This is a genomic window from Geobacillus sp. YF-1 (assembly GCF_052692335.1).
Genome location: NZ_CP199850.1, coordinates 1,703,692 through 1,718,724, shown reverse-complemented (window position 1 = coordinate 1,718,724; position 15,033 = coordinate 1,703,692). Strand labels below are relative to the sequence as shown.

Sequence of the window (15,033 nt, the reverse complement as noted above, 5' to 3'; positions counted from 1 at the left end):
TTATATCCAGAAAAGAGGGTATTATTATGATCGGCGTAATTTCTAGGGCAGTTATTACAGCCATCACACGTCGATTTTTCCTTGGAAAGATACATGGGATTGAACACTTGCCAGATAAAGGACCTTATATAATTGTAGCAAATCATGCAAGTTTCATGGATCATTTTATTATTGCAACTGTGCTTAGATATTACCGGAAAGAAAGGGTTTACTATCTAACAAAAAAAGAATCTTTCGAAACTTTTCTTTCACGAATCTGGCATCTTTCAGTTGGATGTATTCCCTTGAACCGAAATGCAGCGGATACAACTGCCTTTCGTACAGTGCTTCGTTATCTGGCAGATGGTAAAATTATTTGTATTTATCCAGAAGGTACGAGAAGTTTTACTGGAAGAATGTTGCCAGGTAAGCCAGGAGCTGTTAAATTAGCAATGCTTGCTAAGGTTCCAATTGTACCTATCGGAATGGAAAGGACCTTCGATATCCTTCCGAAAAATCGAATGATTCCTCGGCGGATAAGAGCCATCGTCCGAATTGGAGAACCAATCTACCCGGGGAAGGGACGAGGGAAAAAAGAGATTGAGGTAGCTACGCTTCATGTTATGAGAGAAATTGCAAAACTGAGCAATGAAACTGGAACAGATTACGAAAAGCTTTCGAATGAGAATGGAATTAAGCCTCCCAATGCACTTGAGATGTTAGAGGTTGCTACAGAATGGAATGAAATTGGAATACGGCAAGGCTTAACCTACCCAATTCCTCCAAAGTTATTATTTTATCGTGCAAAGTATATTGCGGAGGAAGTGCTAAAGACAAATCCTGAACTTCCACGGGCGCATTTTGAATTAGGAAGGGCCCTTGGTCGTTTGGCTCTTCTAAGTAATCCGGTTAAAAAGATTTTTTTGGCTTTTAAGTCAAAAAGAAGATTTGAAATGGCAATTCGTTTAGATCCCAAATTTGCACATGCTCACTATGCTCTAGGTATGTGGTATCTTTCCATTCCAAAGATGTTTGGTGGGGATCCGAAAAAGGCTTTGGCCCAATATCAGCTAGCAATGCAATTGAATCCAGAGGAAATCTTTTTATATATGGGACTTGGACAATGTCAATTAAAACTTAACTTGATTGAAGATGCAAGAAAAACTTTCCTGCGTGTTCTTGAATTGCCTTCAATTTGTCCTGAGGATGACAGAAGAAAGCTAGAAGCTATGGTACAGTTATTAAGAATTGAGCCTTACACAAAATTTGAAAGAGGGTTGATATATTCATGTTTTACTGGCTTGCAAAATGGGTGACTAGTCACCCAAAGAAAATTATATTCTTTTGGATTCTTTGTTTATTGTCATCTATTAGCTTTGCACTCAAATTACCGAACGTGTTGACCGCTGGAGGGTTTAATGATCCAAAGAGTGAATCAATGAAGGCTCAAAAAATCCTCGAGGAAAATTTTAGTAACCAGTATCCACAGCAATTACTCATTGTAATTAAGAGCAGTCGGTACACTGTCGATGACCCCAATTACGAAACAGCTGTAAAACGGATTGTGAGTGTCGTACGTCAGAACTCAAAGATAGAAAATATTGAAAGCTATTACGATCATAAAAATGATGCTTTTATAGGGAAAGATAAGCACAATACATTCCTAGTCCTTGGACTAAATATGAGTGAAGATGAAGCCGCTAACTTTGTTCCAGTATTAAGTAGACAACTAAAAGAGAAAGTAACGGGGTTAGATGACTACCAATGGTGGGTTACTGGCGGACCAGCGTTAAGTTATGCACTGAACGATGCAACGAAAAAAGATTTGTCTTTTGCTGAAATGATTGCATTTCCTGTAATGATTGTTATCTTATTACTGGTTTTCCGAACAGTAGCTTCTACTGTACTTCCGCTGTTGATGTCCGCGTTTGCGCTAGTGATTACGATGGCAATTGCGTATTTCTTTGCGAAAGATTATACGATGAATATACTTCTTCAAAATGCAGTGAGTATGATCGGATTAGGAGTAATTGTAGATTATGCATTGTTTATCATTAGCCGTTATCGTCAGGAGTTAGAACATCACAGTACTGTTGAAGCGGTGCAGCGAGCTATCGTTTCAGCTGGACGATCTGTTTTTTTCTCTGGAGCTACTGTTGCTATATCGCTTTCTTCATTGTTTTTGCCAAACATCATGATTTTTAACTCCATTGCACTTGGCGGTGTAATCGTGGTCACAATGGCAGTACTGGTGGCAATTACACTTTTGCCAGCTCTTCTAACTCTTATGGGACCACGTATTCATTGGGGAAGAATACCATTATTTAAAGAACGTAAGCCTTCTAAATATTGGGAGAAAATTGCTGTACTCTTAATGAAACGTCCTGTTATTTTTTTAATTCCAAGTTTCATATTACTAAGTTTCATGGCCTATCCATCTTACAAGTTAAATATGCAGGTTCCTGTTGCTTCTGCTTCAATTCTTCCGGAACAAGATTCTGCTAGAAAAGGATTTGAAGTGTTAGCGGGGGACTTCGGTCAAGGAAATGTGTTTCCGATTCAAGTGGTCTTGAAGGCCAAGCATGGTACAGTACTATCAGATGATAATTTAAAAGCAATTGATCAGATTACGAACGATATTCAAAATTTCAATAATGTAGATAAAGTTGTTTCGTTAACAAACTGGAATATGGAATGGAAATTATCGAATTATCAACAGGCTTATAAAGCTTATGACAAACTTCCGGATTTCGTTAAAGACCAATTAAATAAACTGACTAATCATGATCGGGGGCATACAACGACGATATTGTTGGTATCACCGAAAACAGATGCTGACAGTAAAGCATCGCGCGAATTAGTTAGAAAAATACGGAATCTCTTAAAAGGAAATTCGACAAAAAATTTTGAACCTTATGTTGGAGGTCAATCAGCAATTGGAGTAGATTTTGATCAACGAATTTTCAACAATTTACCTATGATTATCGTTACGGTTTTTGTAATTTCTTTCGTGGTTTTGATAGTGTCTTTCCGATCAATTCTCCTTCCAGTAAAAGCGTTGGTATTAAACTCTCTCGTTACACTGGCTAGTATAGGAATGTTAGTAGCTGTTTTCCAACAGGGCAACTTCCGAGGAGCAATTAATTCTATTACTCCTGTTGTATTGTTTGCCGTCTTATTTGGTCTGTCTATGGATTATGAAGTTCTTATTATTAACCGAATTCGGGAGCTGAAAGACGAAGGGATTCCTACTATAGAAAGTATTGTAAAAGGTATTTCCGAAACCGCTGGTCTTGTTAATGGAGCAGCTGCCATTATGATTGCAGTGTTCGGTGCATTTGCTATGGTGAAAGTTGAAGTTGTTAAAGAACTGGGATTTGGTTTGGCAGTAGCTATTCTTTTAGATGCGACTGTGATTCGTTCCGTTCTAGTTCCTGCCATAATGAGAGTACTTGGCGAAGCGAATTGGTGGTTACCGTTCCGCTTTGCCGTCCCGATTAATAACCGAAAAAATGTAGAAACTGAGGAGGGATTATCTTGATCTACGCAATTGGATTTCCTAATTTTCAAGGTATAACATCAATTGAGACTGACTTACCCGTTTTAAATAAGGGTGATGTGGTTGTAATTAATGTGCGGAACCGGTTCTTATTTAAGACCGGTTCTACCCCAACATCATATAGTTTAAAAGCAATTCTTCCGACTCTATCTCAAAAGGAGGCACTTCGACAATTTTTGTGGAACGGTGGTACCATTATTACACCATTAATTGAACCTTGCAAGCCAGTTATGACCACTGTGTTGAAAGAAGAGTTGTAGTGTTAAATTTTGCACATAACCTAGAAGAAACTGAAAAAGTAGTCCAAGAAATCAGAAAAAATGGTGGGAGGGCGGAGTTGTTCCAAGCAGATGTTTCAAAAGAAACAGAGGCAGAAGCATTAATTGACTTTACTTGCGATAAATTCGGGCGAATCGACATATTGGTTAATAATGCGGGGGTTACAAAAGATGGACTTTTAATTAATATGTCCGTTGATGATTGGAACTATGTTATTTCAAATAATCTATGCGGTACGTTTCTTTGTTGCAAGTTTGCACTTCGAAAAATGGTTAGGCAACGATATGGTAAGATCATTAACATGTCATCCATTAGTGGACTACTAGGAAATGCAGGACAAAGCAACTATGCAGCTTCTAAAGCAGGAATTATCGGGTTAACTAAATCAATTGCCCAAGAATATAGTGCAAAAGGGATTACAGCTAATGCTATATCCCCGGGTGTGATTGATACTGAAATGTCGCGACGTGTTCCAACTGCTGTCAAGCAAATGAAGGTGGATGAAACACTTTTAAAACGCCCAGGAACAACTTCTGAAGTAGCTGGAGTCGCTCTTTTTTTAGCTTCATCACTTAGTGATTTTGTAAATGGTGCTGTTATTAGAGTGGACGGAGGAATTAGGTTTTAGGGAGGAAATTCTATATGTTTGAACAGTGGGTCAATTCTTATGACAACTATCTTCTACACAAGTTTGTGTTTCATAGAGCTTATTCCACAGTATTTAAGCAAATTCAACTGAGCTCTTCTGTTGCGATTTTAGATGTAGGTTGTGGTACAGGTGAAGCAGCTAGGTTTTTAAGGAAAAAAGGTTTCATTGGAAAGTTTGTAGGTATAGATCCTTCCCGAAAGATGATTCGATTAGCAAGATTGAAAGAAGGGGATCGAAGAAAATCGAAGTTTTTAATAGCAGAAGCCGAAAAACTCCCATTTGCTAGTGATTCCTTCGATTATGTTATAAGTACTTTTTCTATGCATCACTGGTGGAACCCAACAGAGGCTATTCATGAAATACGTCGGGTCTTAAAACCAGAGGGAAGGCTCATTATTGTAGATATTCGAGGTGATGGTTTAATCGGTCAAATTGCTCGTAACTTTGAACGCTTAATGGGAAGTGGCTTTGATTATTTTAACCGTAAACAAGTCAATTCGTTTCTCACGGAAGGTAATTTTAAAAATATACATTATATAAAAACGAATCCTGTTTTCATGTCTTTGGTAGTAAGCTAATATTAGCATTCATGTTCTAGAAGGGCGGTGATTTAGTACAAAATGCTGCTATTCCATCTATTTATCAGTTAGAAAAGCCTAGCGAAATTAGCCTTCTTTTTTGGCCATATGTCGCTGATTTGCTCGTGGCAGCCGTTTTTCACCGGCCCTAGGAGGCTGGTGATGTATAATGGCGTATACAGCTTTCCAATGTCATTTCTCAATTAGAAAAACCTTGTTGTATCGGGACTGCTTTTCAATCATTCTTCCATTGATGAAGGAAATCAGCGGCTTTTCACCAGCCTTCTAGGTATATTACTAGTATTTACTTGAGAACGAGCTTGGCATTGCTTTGGGGTTGGAAATCTTTTTTCAGAAGACACATTCCACGAATGTTCTCGATATAGCAGACGGTGTCTACAATGACGCTGGGCCATCAAATGGATTCGTCATCAATTAGTGAAATGTGGTCAACGAATGTGTATAGCATTAACAAGTGGGGATTGAAGGATATTGTATGCGGACAATCTTGTCGACATTCTGCTGACCAAATTTTTTGTTCATGTAATTTTTTATGGTTCATAATGACTTTAGAATGTTGTAAAATCGACCATTTTGAAATGAACTAATTCCCGATTTCACCTACTCCCACACCTTGACAGGGTGGAGGTCGCTGGTTCGAGCCCAGTCGGAATCATCGAAGTAGTTGTATCAAGGGTTCGCTCAACATTTGCAACATTAAAAAATGTTGTGGTCGTAGCGAAACTTGCTACAATACGGGTAAACCACTTCACAGAAAAGATCCATGGGCAACGTTTTGCCCTCCACCCAGGAATGAAAATCTCGCGCCAGTTCGGCATTTTCACGGAAATTGTAGAGATAGGAGCGTGATGCCGATGGCCGTACAAAGCGAACGGCGATGGATCCTTTTCGCGCTTGGCGTCATCGCCCTTTATGTATCCCCGCTGTTTATCCTTGGCGAGGATGCGCACATTCGCGTCCACGATAATTTGGATTCCAACATCGCTTGGTATAAAGTGCTCGCTGAAAGCGGGCAAATCACCGGGCCGCTTGATGCGAACATTCCGCAAATCGCTAACGGCCAGCTGTCAAGAAACGCCCTTGGCTCGGAGTTGACCGGCATCGTCTGGCTGCACGCCTTGTTTCCCACGATGACCGCCTATGCGCTCAGCCAGACGATCACAAGAGTGGTGGCGTTTTTGGGCATGTATTTGTTGTTGAAAACGCACTTCCTGCCTGAGCGGCGGTGGATGGCTGTTCGCATCGGTGTGGCGCTCGCCTTTGCGCTGACGCTGTTTTGGCCATCAGGGATGTTAAGCACGTTAGGCATGCCGCTTGCGCTTTGGGCGTTTTTGAACATCCGGAAGGGAGAGCGGTCGTGGAAAAATGTCGCCGTGCTGACGCTTCTTCCGTTTTATTCGAGTTTTGTGATTTCGCGCTGTCGGCCTAGTACGCCTTTTGGTTTTATAAAGGGTGGCTTCCATTGACCGAGCGGTTTCATTTTTTAGATACGTTTAACTTCGCCCGCTTCCATTTTTTGCGTCCGCTCATCATATATGTGCAGTTTGCGCTTGCAATAAAAAACAGCAGCTTCCTCATTGGCAGTGGAAGCCGCTAGATGATGAGCCTAGAAGGCCGGTAAAAAACCGCTGTCACACACGATTCGGTGGCATTTTCATTCAGAAAAGAAAGCTGATTATTCTAGGTTTATCCAATTGAGAAACGGATGGAATCAGCAGTATTTTGCACGAAATCACCAGCCTTCTAGCTGCGGGACTGATCCAACCGCACAAGCTGCCGGTCGTGCCACTTTGCGAGCAACCATAGAGCCATCAGCGTCCCGCTCAATGTACATAGCATATCCCATTGCGTGTCCCAAATGTCGCCTTGCGTGCCCAAAAAGTCTTTTGATGCCTTTCCCCCTTTGGAGATCATGGACACGAGCCATTCGATGATCTCATACAGGGCAGCGATGGCGAGCGACATGCTTGTGACGATCGTGAAAAGCCAAGCGCCGCGCGGCAGCGGGGTTTTCCGCAGCACGATCTCCCTTAGGACGATGGCGAATGTCCCTTTGAGGAAATGGCCAAACCGGTCGTAATGGTTGCGTTCGAAATGGAACGCCTCTTTGATCCAGTTGAAAAAGGGAACTTTGGAGTAAATGTAATGGCCGCCGATCAACATGAGGATCGCCAGCATGGCGATGATGACATATGACATCGTTGTCAGCGGAAAACGCCGGTATAGAGCGATCACCATCGCAAGCCCAATCAGCGCTGGGGAGACTTCAAGCGCCCACACCGCATAGCTGGCCGGACGAATGGCCGACCAGACGAACACGGCGGCGACAATCAGCAATAACCATCGATGCACGCGAGTCTGCCTTGCCTGCTCCACTTGTTTTCCTCCTTGGAACAGCGAGATTTGTCTATGGTCATTATTCGGAAAAACGCGGATTTTATACAAATCATTTTTCGAGAGTCGGTGATTGAGGGGAGAACACCGCTTCATGGCACTATTTCTCAAATAGAAAAACCTTGCAGAAAGGTTAGAACACGACGGGAAGGCGAGGGGTGCGGACTATTTCTTAAATAGAAAACCCTTGCAGCATCCGTTCTGCTTTCCACACGTTCGCTCATCGATCAAGAGAAACAGTTGGTTTTCACCGACCTTTTCGAGCGCCTGATGAAAACAGCGGAGTTTTCAAACGGTGATCAGAACTAGAAAGAAGGGGAGAAGAGGCCAGCGAGGTAAGAGAGGAGGTTCAGGTAGGGAAACATTCCTAATTCGCATCGAAGATACGAATGTATATTCGCATTTCCCGGATTTGATGGTATAATGAAACATGCATAGCCAGATGCAGGGTGGGCAGTGGCCACTCCCTGAATGAAAGGGGGTGGTGCTGATGGTGACGATTGCCGATGCGCTGACGCTTATGATTGCGTTTGCGTCGCTCGTCGTTGCGGTGATCGCCGTCGCAAAAGACAAAAAGTAACCCACCCTGCTAGGCCGAGGCGAGGGTAGGTTACGATGCCCGAGGCTTGGGCCACTGCGCTTCTTGCAGCGGCTGTGCATGCAGGGCATTGGTGGCCGCCAGTGCCCTGCTTTATTGTACGTTTCTGTTTCTTTTATTATACGCGCACAACGAAGGTGATGACAAGAACTTTCCAAAACGAGACGGCGCATATCGAAAAGAGGAAAAATGGTGTTGACTCTTTCGATTTTTTATAGTAAATTTCATATTGTCGTTCTGATGCTCAAAGCACGAAAGAGAAAAAGAGCGACAAAAAAACTTGACAAATGTTTTGATTGGTTTATAATAAATATCGTCGCCATTGCCTAGTGGTGATAGCGGAGGGGAAACACCCGTTCCCATCCCGAACACGGAAGTTAAGCCCTCCAGCGCCGATGGTAGTTGGGGCCAGCGCCCCTGCAAGAGTAGGTCGCTGCTAGGCAATGCTGTGGAGTATTAGCTCAGCGGGAGAGCACCACGTTGACAGCGTGGGGGTCACTGGTTCGATCCCAGTATACTCCACCATCATGGGGCGTTAGTTCAGGGGGAGAACGCTTCGCTGGCAGCGAAGAGGTCAGGGGTTCAAATCCCCTACGCTCCATTGATCATGCGGTCGTGGCGGAATGGCAGACGCGCTAGGTTGAGGGCCTAGTGGGGGCGACCCCGTGGAGGTTCAAGTCCTCTCGACCGCATCGCTCCAAACAGTTACGGAGGAGTACCCAAGTCTGGCTGAAGGGGTCGGTTTCGAAAACCGATAGGGGTGTCACAGCCCGCGGGGGTTCGAATCCCTCCTCCTCCGCCATATAAAGTTGCATATTGTGCGACTTCGCTCAATTGGTAGAGACGAGCATCGGCTTCATCGAATCAACTGCGAGTTGCCTCGACGCACTCATCTTCCATGAATAAGCGAGTAGAGGAAGAGGCACAAGCTTAACAATGAGTCAGCTTCTTGATCCATATTGTGCCGACTTCGCTCAATTGGTAGAGACGAGCATCGGCTTCATCGAATCAACTGCGAGTTGCCTCGACGCACTCGCCTTCCTTGAATAAGCGAGTAGAGGAAGAGGCACAAAGCTTAACAACGAGTCAGCTTCTTGATCCATATTGTGCCGACTTCGCTCAATTGGTAGAGACGAGCATCGGCTTCCTCGAATCAACTGCGAGTTGCCTCGACGCACTCGCCTTCCTTGAATAAGCGAGTAGAGGAAGAGGCACAAAGCTTAACAATGAGTCAGCTTCTTGATCTATATTGTGCCGACTTAGCTCAATTGGTAGAGCAACTGAATCGTAATCAGTAGGTTGCGGGTTCAAGTCCTGCAGTCGGCATCGTCATTATGGAGGGGTAGCGAAGTGGCTAAACGCGGCGGACTGTAAATTCGCTCCCTTTGGGTTCGGCGGTTCGAATCCGTCCCCCTCCATTTTTATTCTCCATAAACGGGCCTATAGCTCAGCTGGTCAGAGCGCACGCCTGATAAGCGTGAGGTCGGTGGTTCAAGTCCACTTAGGCCCATCCGATTGAAAGACGGCAAAGGTGATCTTTGCCGTCTTTTTTCGTGAAAATGCCGAACTGGCGCGGATTTTCATCCCTTGGTGGAGGGCAGATCGCGCTGCCCATGGATCTTTTTCGTGAAAATCCCGCGTCCGTGGGTAGAGATTTTCATGCCTAGTTGGACGGGAAAGCGTTGCCCATGAATCTTTCTGTGAAAATGCGCCGCCTTGCACCGTCATGTTCATGCCAGGAGAGCCAGGCTTGCTCATGAACGGTTGCGGTGAGCCATGCGCGGCAGCGAGGGGTTCATGGCTCGGGGGAGAGGAATACCTCTCCGCGGCTGTTTTCTGTAAGCGATTTGACCGTCTGTTGGCGGGAGAAATAGGGAAAACCTCCCCGCTTTGGCCGCTCGCTCGACATGACCCGCCAAATAATGGTACTATAAAAGAAAGAGGAAAGGAGGAAAACGGAATGAGCATTTTGAAAAAAGGTTTGGCGTTCGGGCTTGGGCTTGCGATCGCTAGCAAAGAACAAGCGGAAAAGATCATTGATGAGCTGGTCAAAAAAGGGGAGTTATCGCTTGACGAATCGAAGGAAGTGATCGATCAATGGAAACAGCAGACGGAGGCGCGGAAAACGGAAGTGCAGCGGCTTGTGCGCGAGCAAATCAAGCAGGTCATCGATAAACTGGACTTGGTGACAAAAGAAGACGTGCGGCAGCTGGAGGAGCGGATCCGCCGCCTCGAAGAAAAGGAACAAAGCGGGCAGTAAACCGATGCGGCCTGCCCGCTCGTTTTTTGCCGCCTTGGGAGAGATGTCCGGATGATCGGAAAACGAATGCGCCATATCGGAAGGTATCACGAGATCGCCGTCGCCTTGCTTCGGCACGGATTCGGGATGATCGTCGATGAACTCGGCTTTTCTTCGTTTCTTTCGCTGCCGCCGCGATGGAGAGCGGAGCAAGGAAAAAAGGAAGGAAAAACGGTCGCGGAGCGGCTCCGTCTTGTGCTTGAGGAGCTCGGACCGACGTTCGTGAAACTCGGTCAAATTGCCAGCACACGGCCGGATTTGATTCCCGCTCCGATCATCAGCGAGCTCGAAAAGCTGCAAGACCAAGTTCCGCCGTTTCCGTTTTCGGAGGTGCGCCGAATTGTGGAAACCGAGTTAGGCGATTCGCTGGAGAAGCTTTTTCGGTCATTTGCGGAAATGCCGCTCGCTGCCGCTTCGCTCGGGCAAGTGCATCAGGCCGTTCTCCCTTCCGGACAGGCCGTTGTGGTGAAAGTGCAGCGCCCACGGATTGCCGCGCAGATGGAGACGGACTTGGACATTTTACAAGATTTGGCCTTGTTGGCGGAACGGCGGCTCGAGTGGGCGGCATCTTACCGGCTGTCTGAAATCGTCGATGAGTTAACGAAATCGCTGCGGTTGGAGCTCGATTATACAGTCGAGGCGCGCCATGCCGAAACGTTTGCCCATCTATTTGCCGATGATCCGTCGCTGTATGTCCCGGGCGTTTTTTGGGAATATACAACGAAAAGGGTATTGACGATGGAATACATCGACGGCGTGAAGCTCGGGGAAATCGAGCGACTGAAAGAGAGCGGCTATTCGTTACAAACGCTGGCCGAGCGCTTGGCTGCTTCCATGCTGAAGCAAATGTTCGAACATGGGTTTTTTCATGGCGATCCCCATCCTGGGAATGTGTTTGTGCTTCCCGGCGGGGTGCTAGCTTTTATTGATTTCGGCTTAATGGGGCGCCTCCGCCCCAATGTCAAGCATCACCTTTCCACGCTTGTCATCGCCTTGATGCGGCAAAACACAGATGGGGTGTTGAACGCGATTTATGGGCTGGGGCTTGTTCCGGATGAGGTGGATGAAGGAACATTGCGCGATGATATCGATGAGCTGCGGGAAAAGTATTATCGCGTGCCGCTTAGTGACATCAGTCTCGGGGAAGCCGTTGAGGATTTGCTTTCCGTGGCGTTTCGCCACGGCATTCGCATTCCAAGCGACTTGACGCTGTTAGGGAAAGCGCTGTTGACGGTCGAAGGGGTCGTGGAGATGCTCGATCCGCAGTTTCGCATCATCGATGTGGCCGAACCGTTTGGGAGAAAGTTGCTGAAAGAGCGGCTTCGACCTGATCGCGTGGTGGAAACGGCATGGAAACGGATTTTCGACTACGGTGAATGGCTGCTTCGCTTGCCGGACAGCGTAAAGGGATGGACGAAAATGATGCGGCACGGCAAGCTGCGGCTGGAGATCACGGCGCCTGATTTGGAAACGCTGCTGCGAAAGCTCGATCAGATGGCGAACCGGCTGTCGTTCAGCATCGTTCTTCTTTCGCTGAGCATCGTCCTTGCCGGGCTGATGATCGCCTCCTCGCTCGGGCGGCCATCGACGCTGCTATGGAACATTCCTGCTGTTGAAATCGGATTGGGGGCGGCCGCTTTTCTATTCGGTTGGCTGCTTTATTCCATTTTTCGGTCGGGGAGATTTTAGCGTTTGTTGCCGGCTGCGTTCTTCCTTTTGCGCCGAAAAGGCCGGCGCTCCTACACGTGAAAAGGACGTTCATAAGAGAGCGGGAACCCCTGCTTCTTTCGATGTAGGATGAAAGCGAGCGCAACGATCGAACCCGATGGACGGCGCGTTGCCCGAACCGGAAATGGCTGAGGGCGCGAACGCACCAACAATTCTCCGCTTTTAGGCGTGTGGAATGTCAAGCGGCTTTGGAAAACGAAAGCGGAAGACATCGTGGAGCCGGCTTTTCTGTCGATGTTTGGGCGGCGGCACTGGCAGTGTTCATGGCTCTGCATGCCACTGGGAGGGAGCGCCCAACGGCGATTTTTCGCTTCATTTTAGAAGGATTTTTCGTTGCCCATCGCGAAACTAGTACAACAAGAAGGAGAATCAAGGAAGGAGAGAACCCGGATGTCCATTGTCAACCCGAGCCGGGAGGAAATCGGCGCGATTTTGCACAAGGCGAAACGGATTGCTGTGGTCGGTTTGTCCAACAATCCGGAGCGTGAGTCGTATATGGTGGCGAAAGCGATGAAAGACGCTGGCTACGAAATCATTCCGGTCAACCCGATGATCGACGAGTGGGAAGGCATTCCGGCGGTTGATCGATTGACCGATATTGACGGCCATGTCGACATTGTCGATGTGTTCCGCCGCTCTGAGCATTTGCCCGAGCTGGCTCGCGAGTTTGTGCAAATCGACGCGGACGTGTTTTGGGCGCAGCTTGGCGTCGTCAACGAAGAGGCGTATCGGTTTTTGAAAGAAAAAGGCTACACGGTCATTATGGACCGCTGCATTAAAGTGGAACACGCGCTCACCAGACGTGCTTGATCGATGAAACGGCCATCTTGTTCAAGATGGTCCTTTCGTTTTTTTCGTGCGTTTGTCTGATTTTGTCGGACCGCGTCAAAAGACGATGGACAGCCGGGCATTTTATGGTACAATAAAATAGAAACAGATGTTCTTGTTTTGGGTAGGAAGGGGTGGCGTTGTGGCAAAACAATCGGTGTATGAATATAACGAAGAGGCCATTCAAGTGTTGGAAGGACTTGAGGCGGTCAGGAAGCGGCCGGGGATGTACATCGGCAGCACCGACAGCCGCGGCTTGCATCATCTAGTGTATGAAATTGTTGACAATTCGGTTGATGAAGCGCTGGCCGGATACGGAAACTACATTTTCGTGCAAATACATAAAGACAACAGCATCACGGTTTTGGACGAAGGGCGCGGCATGCCCGTCGGAATGCACAAGCTTGGCAAGCCGACGCCAGAAGTGATTTTGACGGTGCTTCACGCCGGCGGCAAGTTTGGCCAAGGGGGGTATAAGACGAGCGGCGGCTTGCACGGAGTCGGGGCGTCGGTCGTCAACGCCTTGTCCGAATGGCTGGTCGTTACGATCCACCGCGATGGCTTCATCTATCAGCAGCGGTTTGAAAACGGCGGCAAGCCGGTGACGACGCTTGAAAAAATCGGGACAACAAACAAAACCGGGACGATCATTCAATTCAAGCCGGATCCAACGATTTTCAGCACGACGGTGTTTGACTATGAAACGTTGAGCGAACGGCTGCGCGAATCGGCGTTTTTGTTAAAAGGGCTGAAAATCGAGCTCGTTGACGAACGAACCGGCATGCGCGAAGTGTTTCATTACGAAAACGGGATTGAAGCGTTTGTCGCCTATTTGAATGAGGAGAAAGATGTGTTGCACCCGGTCGTTTATTTTGCCGGCGAACAAAACGGCATCGAGGTGGAGTTTGCGTTCCAGTTTCATGATGGCTATTCGGAACAAGTGCTGTCGTTTGTCAACAACGTGCGCACGAAAGACGGCGGCACGCACGAGGCGGGGGCGAAAACAGCGATGACCCGCGTCTTTAACGAATACGCCCGCCGCGTCGGTTTGCTTAAGGAAAAAGACAAAAATTTGGAAGGAACCGATATTCGTGAAGGATTGTCGGCGATTGTTTCCGTGCGCATTCCCGAGCGAATGCTGCAGTTTGAGGGGCAAACGAAAGGCAAGCTCGGGACGAGCGAAGCGCGTTCCGCCGTCGATGCGGTCGTCTCCGAGCAGCTGACATACTTCCTGCAAGAAAACCCGGACATCAGCGCGATGCTCGTGAAAAAAGCGATCCGGGCGTATCAGGCGCGCGAGGCGGCCCGCAAAGCGCGCGAGGAAGCGAGAAGCGGCAAAAAGCGGAAAGGGAAAGAGGCGGTGTTAAGCGGCAAGTTGACACCGGCGCAAGGGCGCAATCCGCAGAAAAATGAGCTGTACTTAGTCGAAGGGGATTCGGCGGGCGGCTCGGCGAAGCAAGGGCGCGACCGCCGCTTTCAGGCGGTGCTTCCGCTGCGCGGGAAAGTCATCAACACAGAAAAAGCGAAATTGGGCGACATTTTGAAAAACGAGGAAATCAATACGATCATCCACGCCATTGGCGGCGGCGTTGGGGCCGATTTTTCGCTGGAAGACGTCAACTACGACAAAGTGATCATTATGACCGATGCCGACACGGACGGCGCTCATATCCAAGTGCTGCTGCTCACGTTTTTTTACCGCTACATGCGTCCGCTCATTGAAGCGGGGAAAGTGTACATCGCCTTGCCGCCGCTTTACAAAATCAGCAAAAAAAGCGGCAAAAAAGAAACGGTCGAGTACGCTTGGACCGATGAGCAGCTGCGCGAGATCACGAAAAAAATGGGCCGCGGCTACACGATTCAGCGCTACAAAGGGCTTGGCGAAATGAACGCCGATCAATTGTGGGAAACGACGATGAATCCCGAGACGCGCACGTTGATCCGCGTGCGCATTGAAGACGCCGCCCGCGCCGAACGGCGGGTGACGACGCTCATGGGCGACAAAGTGGAGCCGCGCCGCAAATGGATCGAAACGCACGTCGCCTTCGGGCTTGAGGAAGAGGCGGGCTGGATCGGCTGATGGCGGCGTAAAGCCGCCTTTTTGACGCTGAGGTTCGTTCG

The 15,033-nt window shown here is 47.5% G+C and carries 11 protein-coding genes, 7 tRNA genes, 1 rRNA gene and 2 pseudogenes; 20 read left to right on the top strand and 1 reads right to left on the bottom strand.

The annotated features are described in order from the left end of the window. Window positions 1-26 precede the first annotated feature (26 nt). The 7 genes and pseudogenes from ACTVIM_RS08625 to ACTVIM_RS08595 all read left to right on the top strand — a co-directional run. Window positions 27-1,295 carry a 1-acyl-sn-glycerol-3-phosphate acyltransferase gene (locus ACTVIM_RS08625; RefSeq protein ID WP_445614261.1) on the top strand — a complete coding sequence of 423 codons (1,269 nt, stop codon included), beginning with the start codon at window positions 27-29 and terminating at the stop codon, window positions 1,293-1,295. Further along, the gene (locus ACTVIM_RS08620) at window positions 1,268-3,520 is read left to right on the top strand and encodes an MMPL family transporter (RefSeq protein WP_445614260.1); all 2,253 of its coding nucleotides are present in this window, start codon (window positions 1,268-1,270) and stop codon (window positions 3,518-3,520) included. Before ACTVIM_RS08625 ends, ACTVIM_RS08620 begins: the two co-directional genes overlap by 28 nt. Continuing rightward, complete coding sequence (locus tag ACTVIM_RS08615) at window positions 3,517-3,798, top strand: hypothetical protein (protein WP_445614259.1); 282 nt, start codon at window positions 3,517-3,519, stop codon at window positions 3,796-3,798. The genes ACTVIM_RS08620 and ACTVIM_RS08615 overlap by 4 nt, the downstream gene beginning before the upstream one ends. Beyond that, window positions 3,798-4,445: an SDR family oxidoreductase gene (locus ACTVIM_RS08610; RefSeq protein ID WP_445614258.1), complete on the top strand. Its 648-nt coding sequence runs from the start codon at window positions 3,798-3,800 to the stop codon at window positions 4,443-4,445. The genes ACTVIM_RS08615 and ACTVIM_RS08610 overlap by 1 nt, the downstream gene beginning before the upstream one ends. 14 nt (window positions 4,446-4,459) lie before the next feature. Next, complete coding sequence (locus tag ACTVIM_RS08605) at window positions 4,460-5,044, top strand: class I SAM-dependent methyltransferase (protein WP_445614257.1); 585 nt, start codon at window positions 4,460-4,462, stop codon at window positions 5,042-5,044. Between the two features lie 312 nt (window positions 5,045-5,356). Beyond that, a pseudogene (locus tag ACTVIM_RS08600) lies at window positions 5,357-5,515 on the top strand (IS982 family transposase); the annotation flags it as partial. Between the two features lie 404 nt (window positions 5,516-5,919). Beyond that, window positions 5,920-6,626 (top strand): annotated as a pseudogene (locus ACTVIM_RS08595) (DUF6044 family protein); the annotation flags it as partial. Between the two features lie 182 nt (window positions 6,627-6,808). Here the strand turns inward: ACTVIM_RS08595 and ACTVIM_RS08590 are convergent. Next, entirely contained in the window at window positions 6,809-7,441 is a 633-nt protein-coding gene (locus ACTVIM_RS08590; RefSeq protein ID WP_445614256.1) for a DUF2238 domain-containing protein, read from the bottom strand. A 508-nt stretch (window positions 7,442-7,949) separates the two neighbouring features. Here ACTVIM_RS08590 and ACTVIM_RS08585 point away from each other — a divergent pair. From ACTVIM_RS08585 to parE, 13 genes are all read left to right on the top strand, one after another. Next, the gene (locus ACTVIM_RS08585) at window positions 7,950-8,039 is read left to right on the top strand and encodes a putative holin-like toxin (protein ID WP_223812045.1); all 90 of its coding nucleotides are present in this window, start codon (window positions 7,950-7,952) and stop codon (window positions 8,037-8,039) included. 343 nt (window positions 8,040-8,382) lie between these two features. After that, a 5S ribosomal RNA gene (gene rrf / locus ACTVIM_RS08580) occupies window positions 8,383-8,499 on the top strand. Window positions 8,500-8,507: 8 nt separating this feature from the next. Then, window positions 8,508-8,582, top strand: a tRNA-Val gene (locus ACTVIM_RS08575). Window positions 8,583-8,586: 4 nt separating this feature from the next. Beyond that, window positions 8,587-8,658: transfer RNA gene (locus tag ACTVIM_RS08570), tRNA-Ala, on the top strand. Between the two features lie 8 nt (window positions 8,659-8,666). Further along, a tRNA-Leu gene (locus tag ACTVIM_RS08565) sits at window positions 8,667-8,749 on the top strand. A gap of 17 nt (window positions 8,750-8,766) precedes the next feature. Then, a tRNA-Ser gene (locus ACTVIM_RS08560) sits at window positions 8,767-8,859 on the top strand. 451 nt (window positions 8,860-9,310) lie between these two features. Further along, window positions 9,311-9,383: transfer RNA gene (locus ACTVIM_RS08555), tRNA-Thr, on the top strand. A 10-nt stretch (window positions 9,384-9,393) separates the two neighbouring features. Then, window positions 9,394-9,475 (top strand) — tRNA-Tyr (locus ACTVIM_RS08550). An 18-nt stretch (window positions 9,476-9,493) separates the two neighbouring features. Next, a tRNA-Ile gene (locus ACTVIM_RS08545) sits at window positions 9,494-9,567 on the top strand. A gap of 450 nt (window positions 9,568-10,017) precedes the next feature. Beyond that, entirely contained in the window at window positions 10,018-10,317 is a 300-nt protein-coding gene (locus ACTVIM_RS08540; protein ID WP_445614255.1) for a phasin family protein, read from the top strand. Window positions 10,318-10,368: 51 nt separating this feature from the next. Beyond that, the gene (locus ACTVIM_RS08535) at window positions 10,369-12,045 is read left to right on the top strand and encodes an ABC1 kinase family protein (RefSeq protein WP_445614254.1); all 1,677 of its coding nucleotides are present in this window, start codon (window positions 10,369-10,371) and stop codon (window positions 12,043-12,045) included. Between the two features lie 429 nt (window positions 12,046-12,474). After that, window positions 12,475-12,894, top strand: coding sequence for a CoA-binding protein (locus ACTVIM_RS08530; protein ID WP_445614253.1), 420 nt, complete (start codon window positions 12,475-12,477; stop codon window positions 12,892-12,894). Window positions 12,895-13,054: 160 nt separating this feature from the next. Next, window positions 13,055-14,992, top strand: coding sequence for a DNA topoisomerase IV subunit B (gene parE / locus ACTVIM_RS08525; protein WP_445614252.1), 1,938 nt, complete (start codon window positions 13,055-13,057; stop codon window positions 14,990-14,992). The last annotated feature ends 41 nt before the right edge of the window (window positions 14,993-15,033 follow it).

Excerpts from the sequence above, each read along its gene's own strand:
- ACTVIM_RS08605 (WP_445614257.1), top strand. The coding sequence starts at position 4,460 with ATGTTTGAACAGTGGGTCAATTCTTATGACAACTATCTTCTACACAAG.
- ACTVIM_RS08620 (WP_445614260.1), top strand. The coding sequence starts at position 1,268 with ATGTTTTACTGGCTTGCAAAATGGGTGACTAGTCACCCAAAGAAAATT.
- ACTVIM_RS08540 (WP_445614255.1), top strand. The coding sequence starts at position 10,018 with ATGAGCATTTTGAAAAAAGGTTTGGCGTTCGGGCTTGGGCTTGCGATC.
- ACTVIM_RS08585 (WP_223812045.1), top strand. The coding sequence starts at position 7,950 with ATGGTGACGATTGCCGATGCGCTGACGCTTATGATTGCGTTTGCGTCG.
- ACTVIM_RS08535 (WP_445614254.1), top strand. The coding sequence starts at position 10,369 with ATGATCGGAAAACGAATGCGCCATATCGGAAGGTATCACGAGATCGCC.
- ACTVIM_RS08530 (WP_445614253.1), top strand. The coding sequence starts at position 12,475 with ATGTCCATTGTCAACCCGAGCCGGGAGGAAATCGGCGCGATTTTGCAC.
- ACTVIM_RS08625 (WP_445614261.1), top strand. The coding sequence starts at position 27 with ATGATCGGCGTAATTTCTAGGGCAGTTATTACAGCCATCACACGTCGA.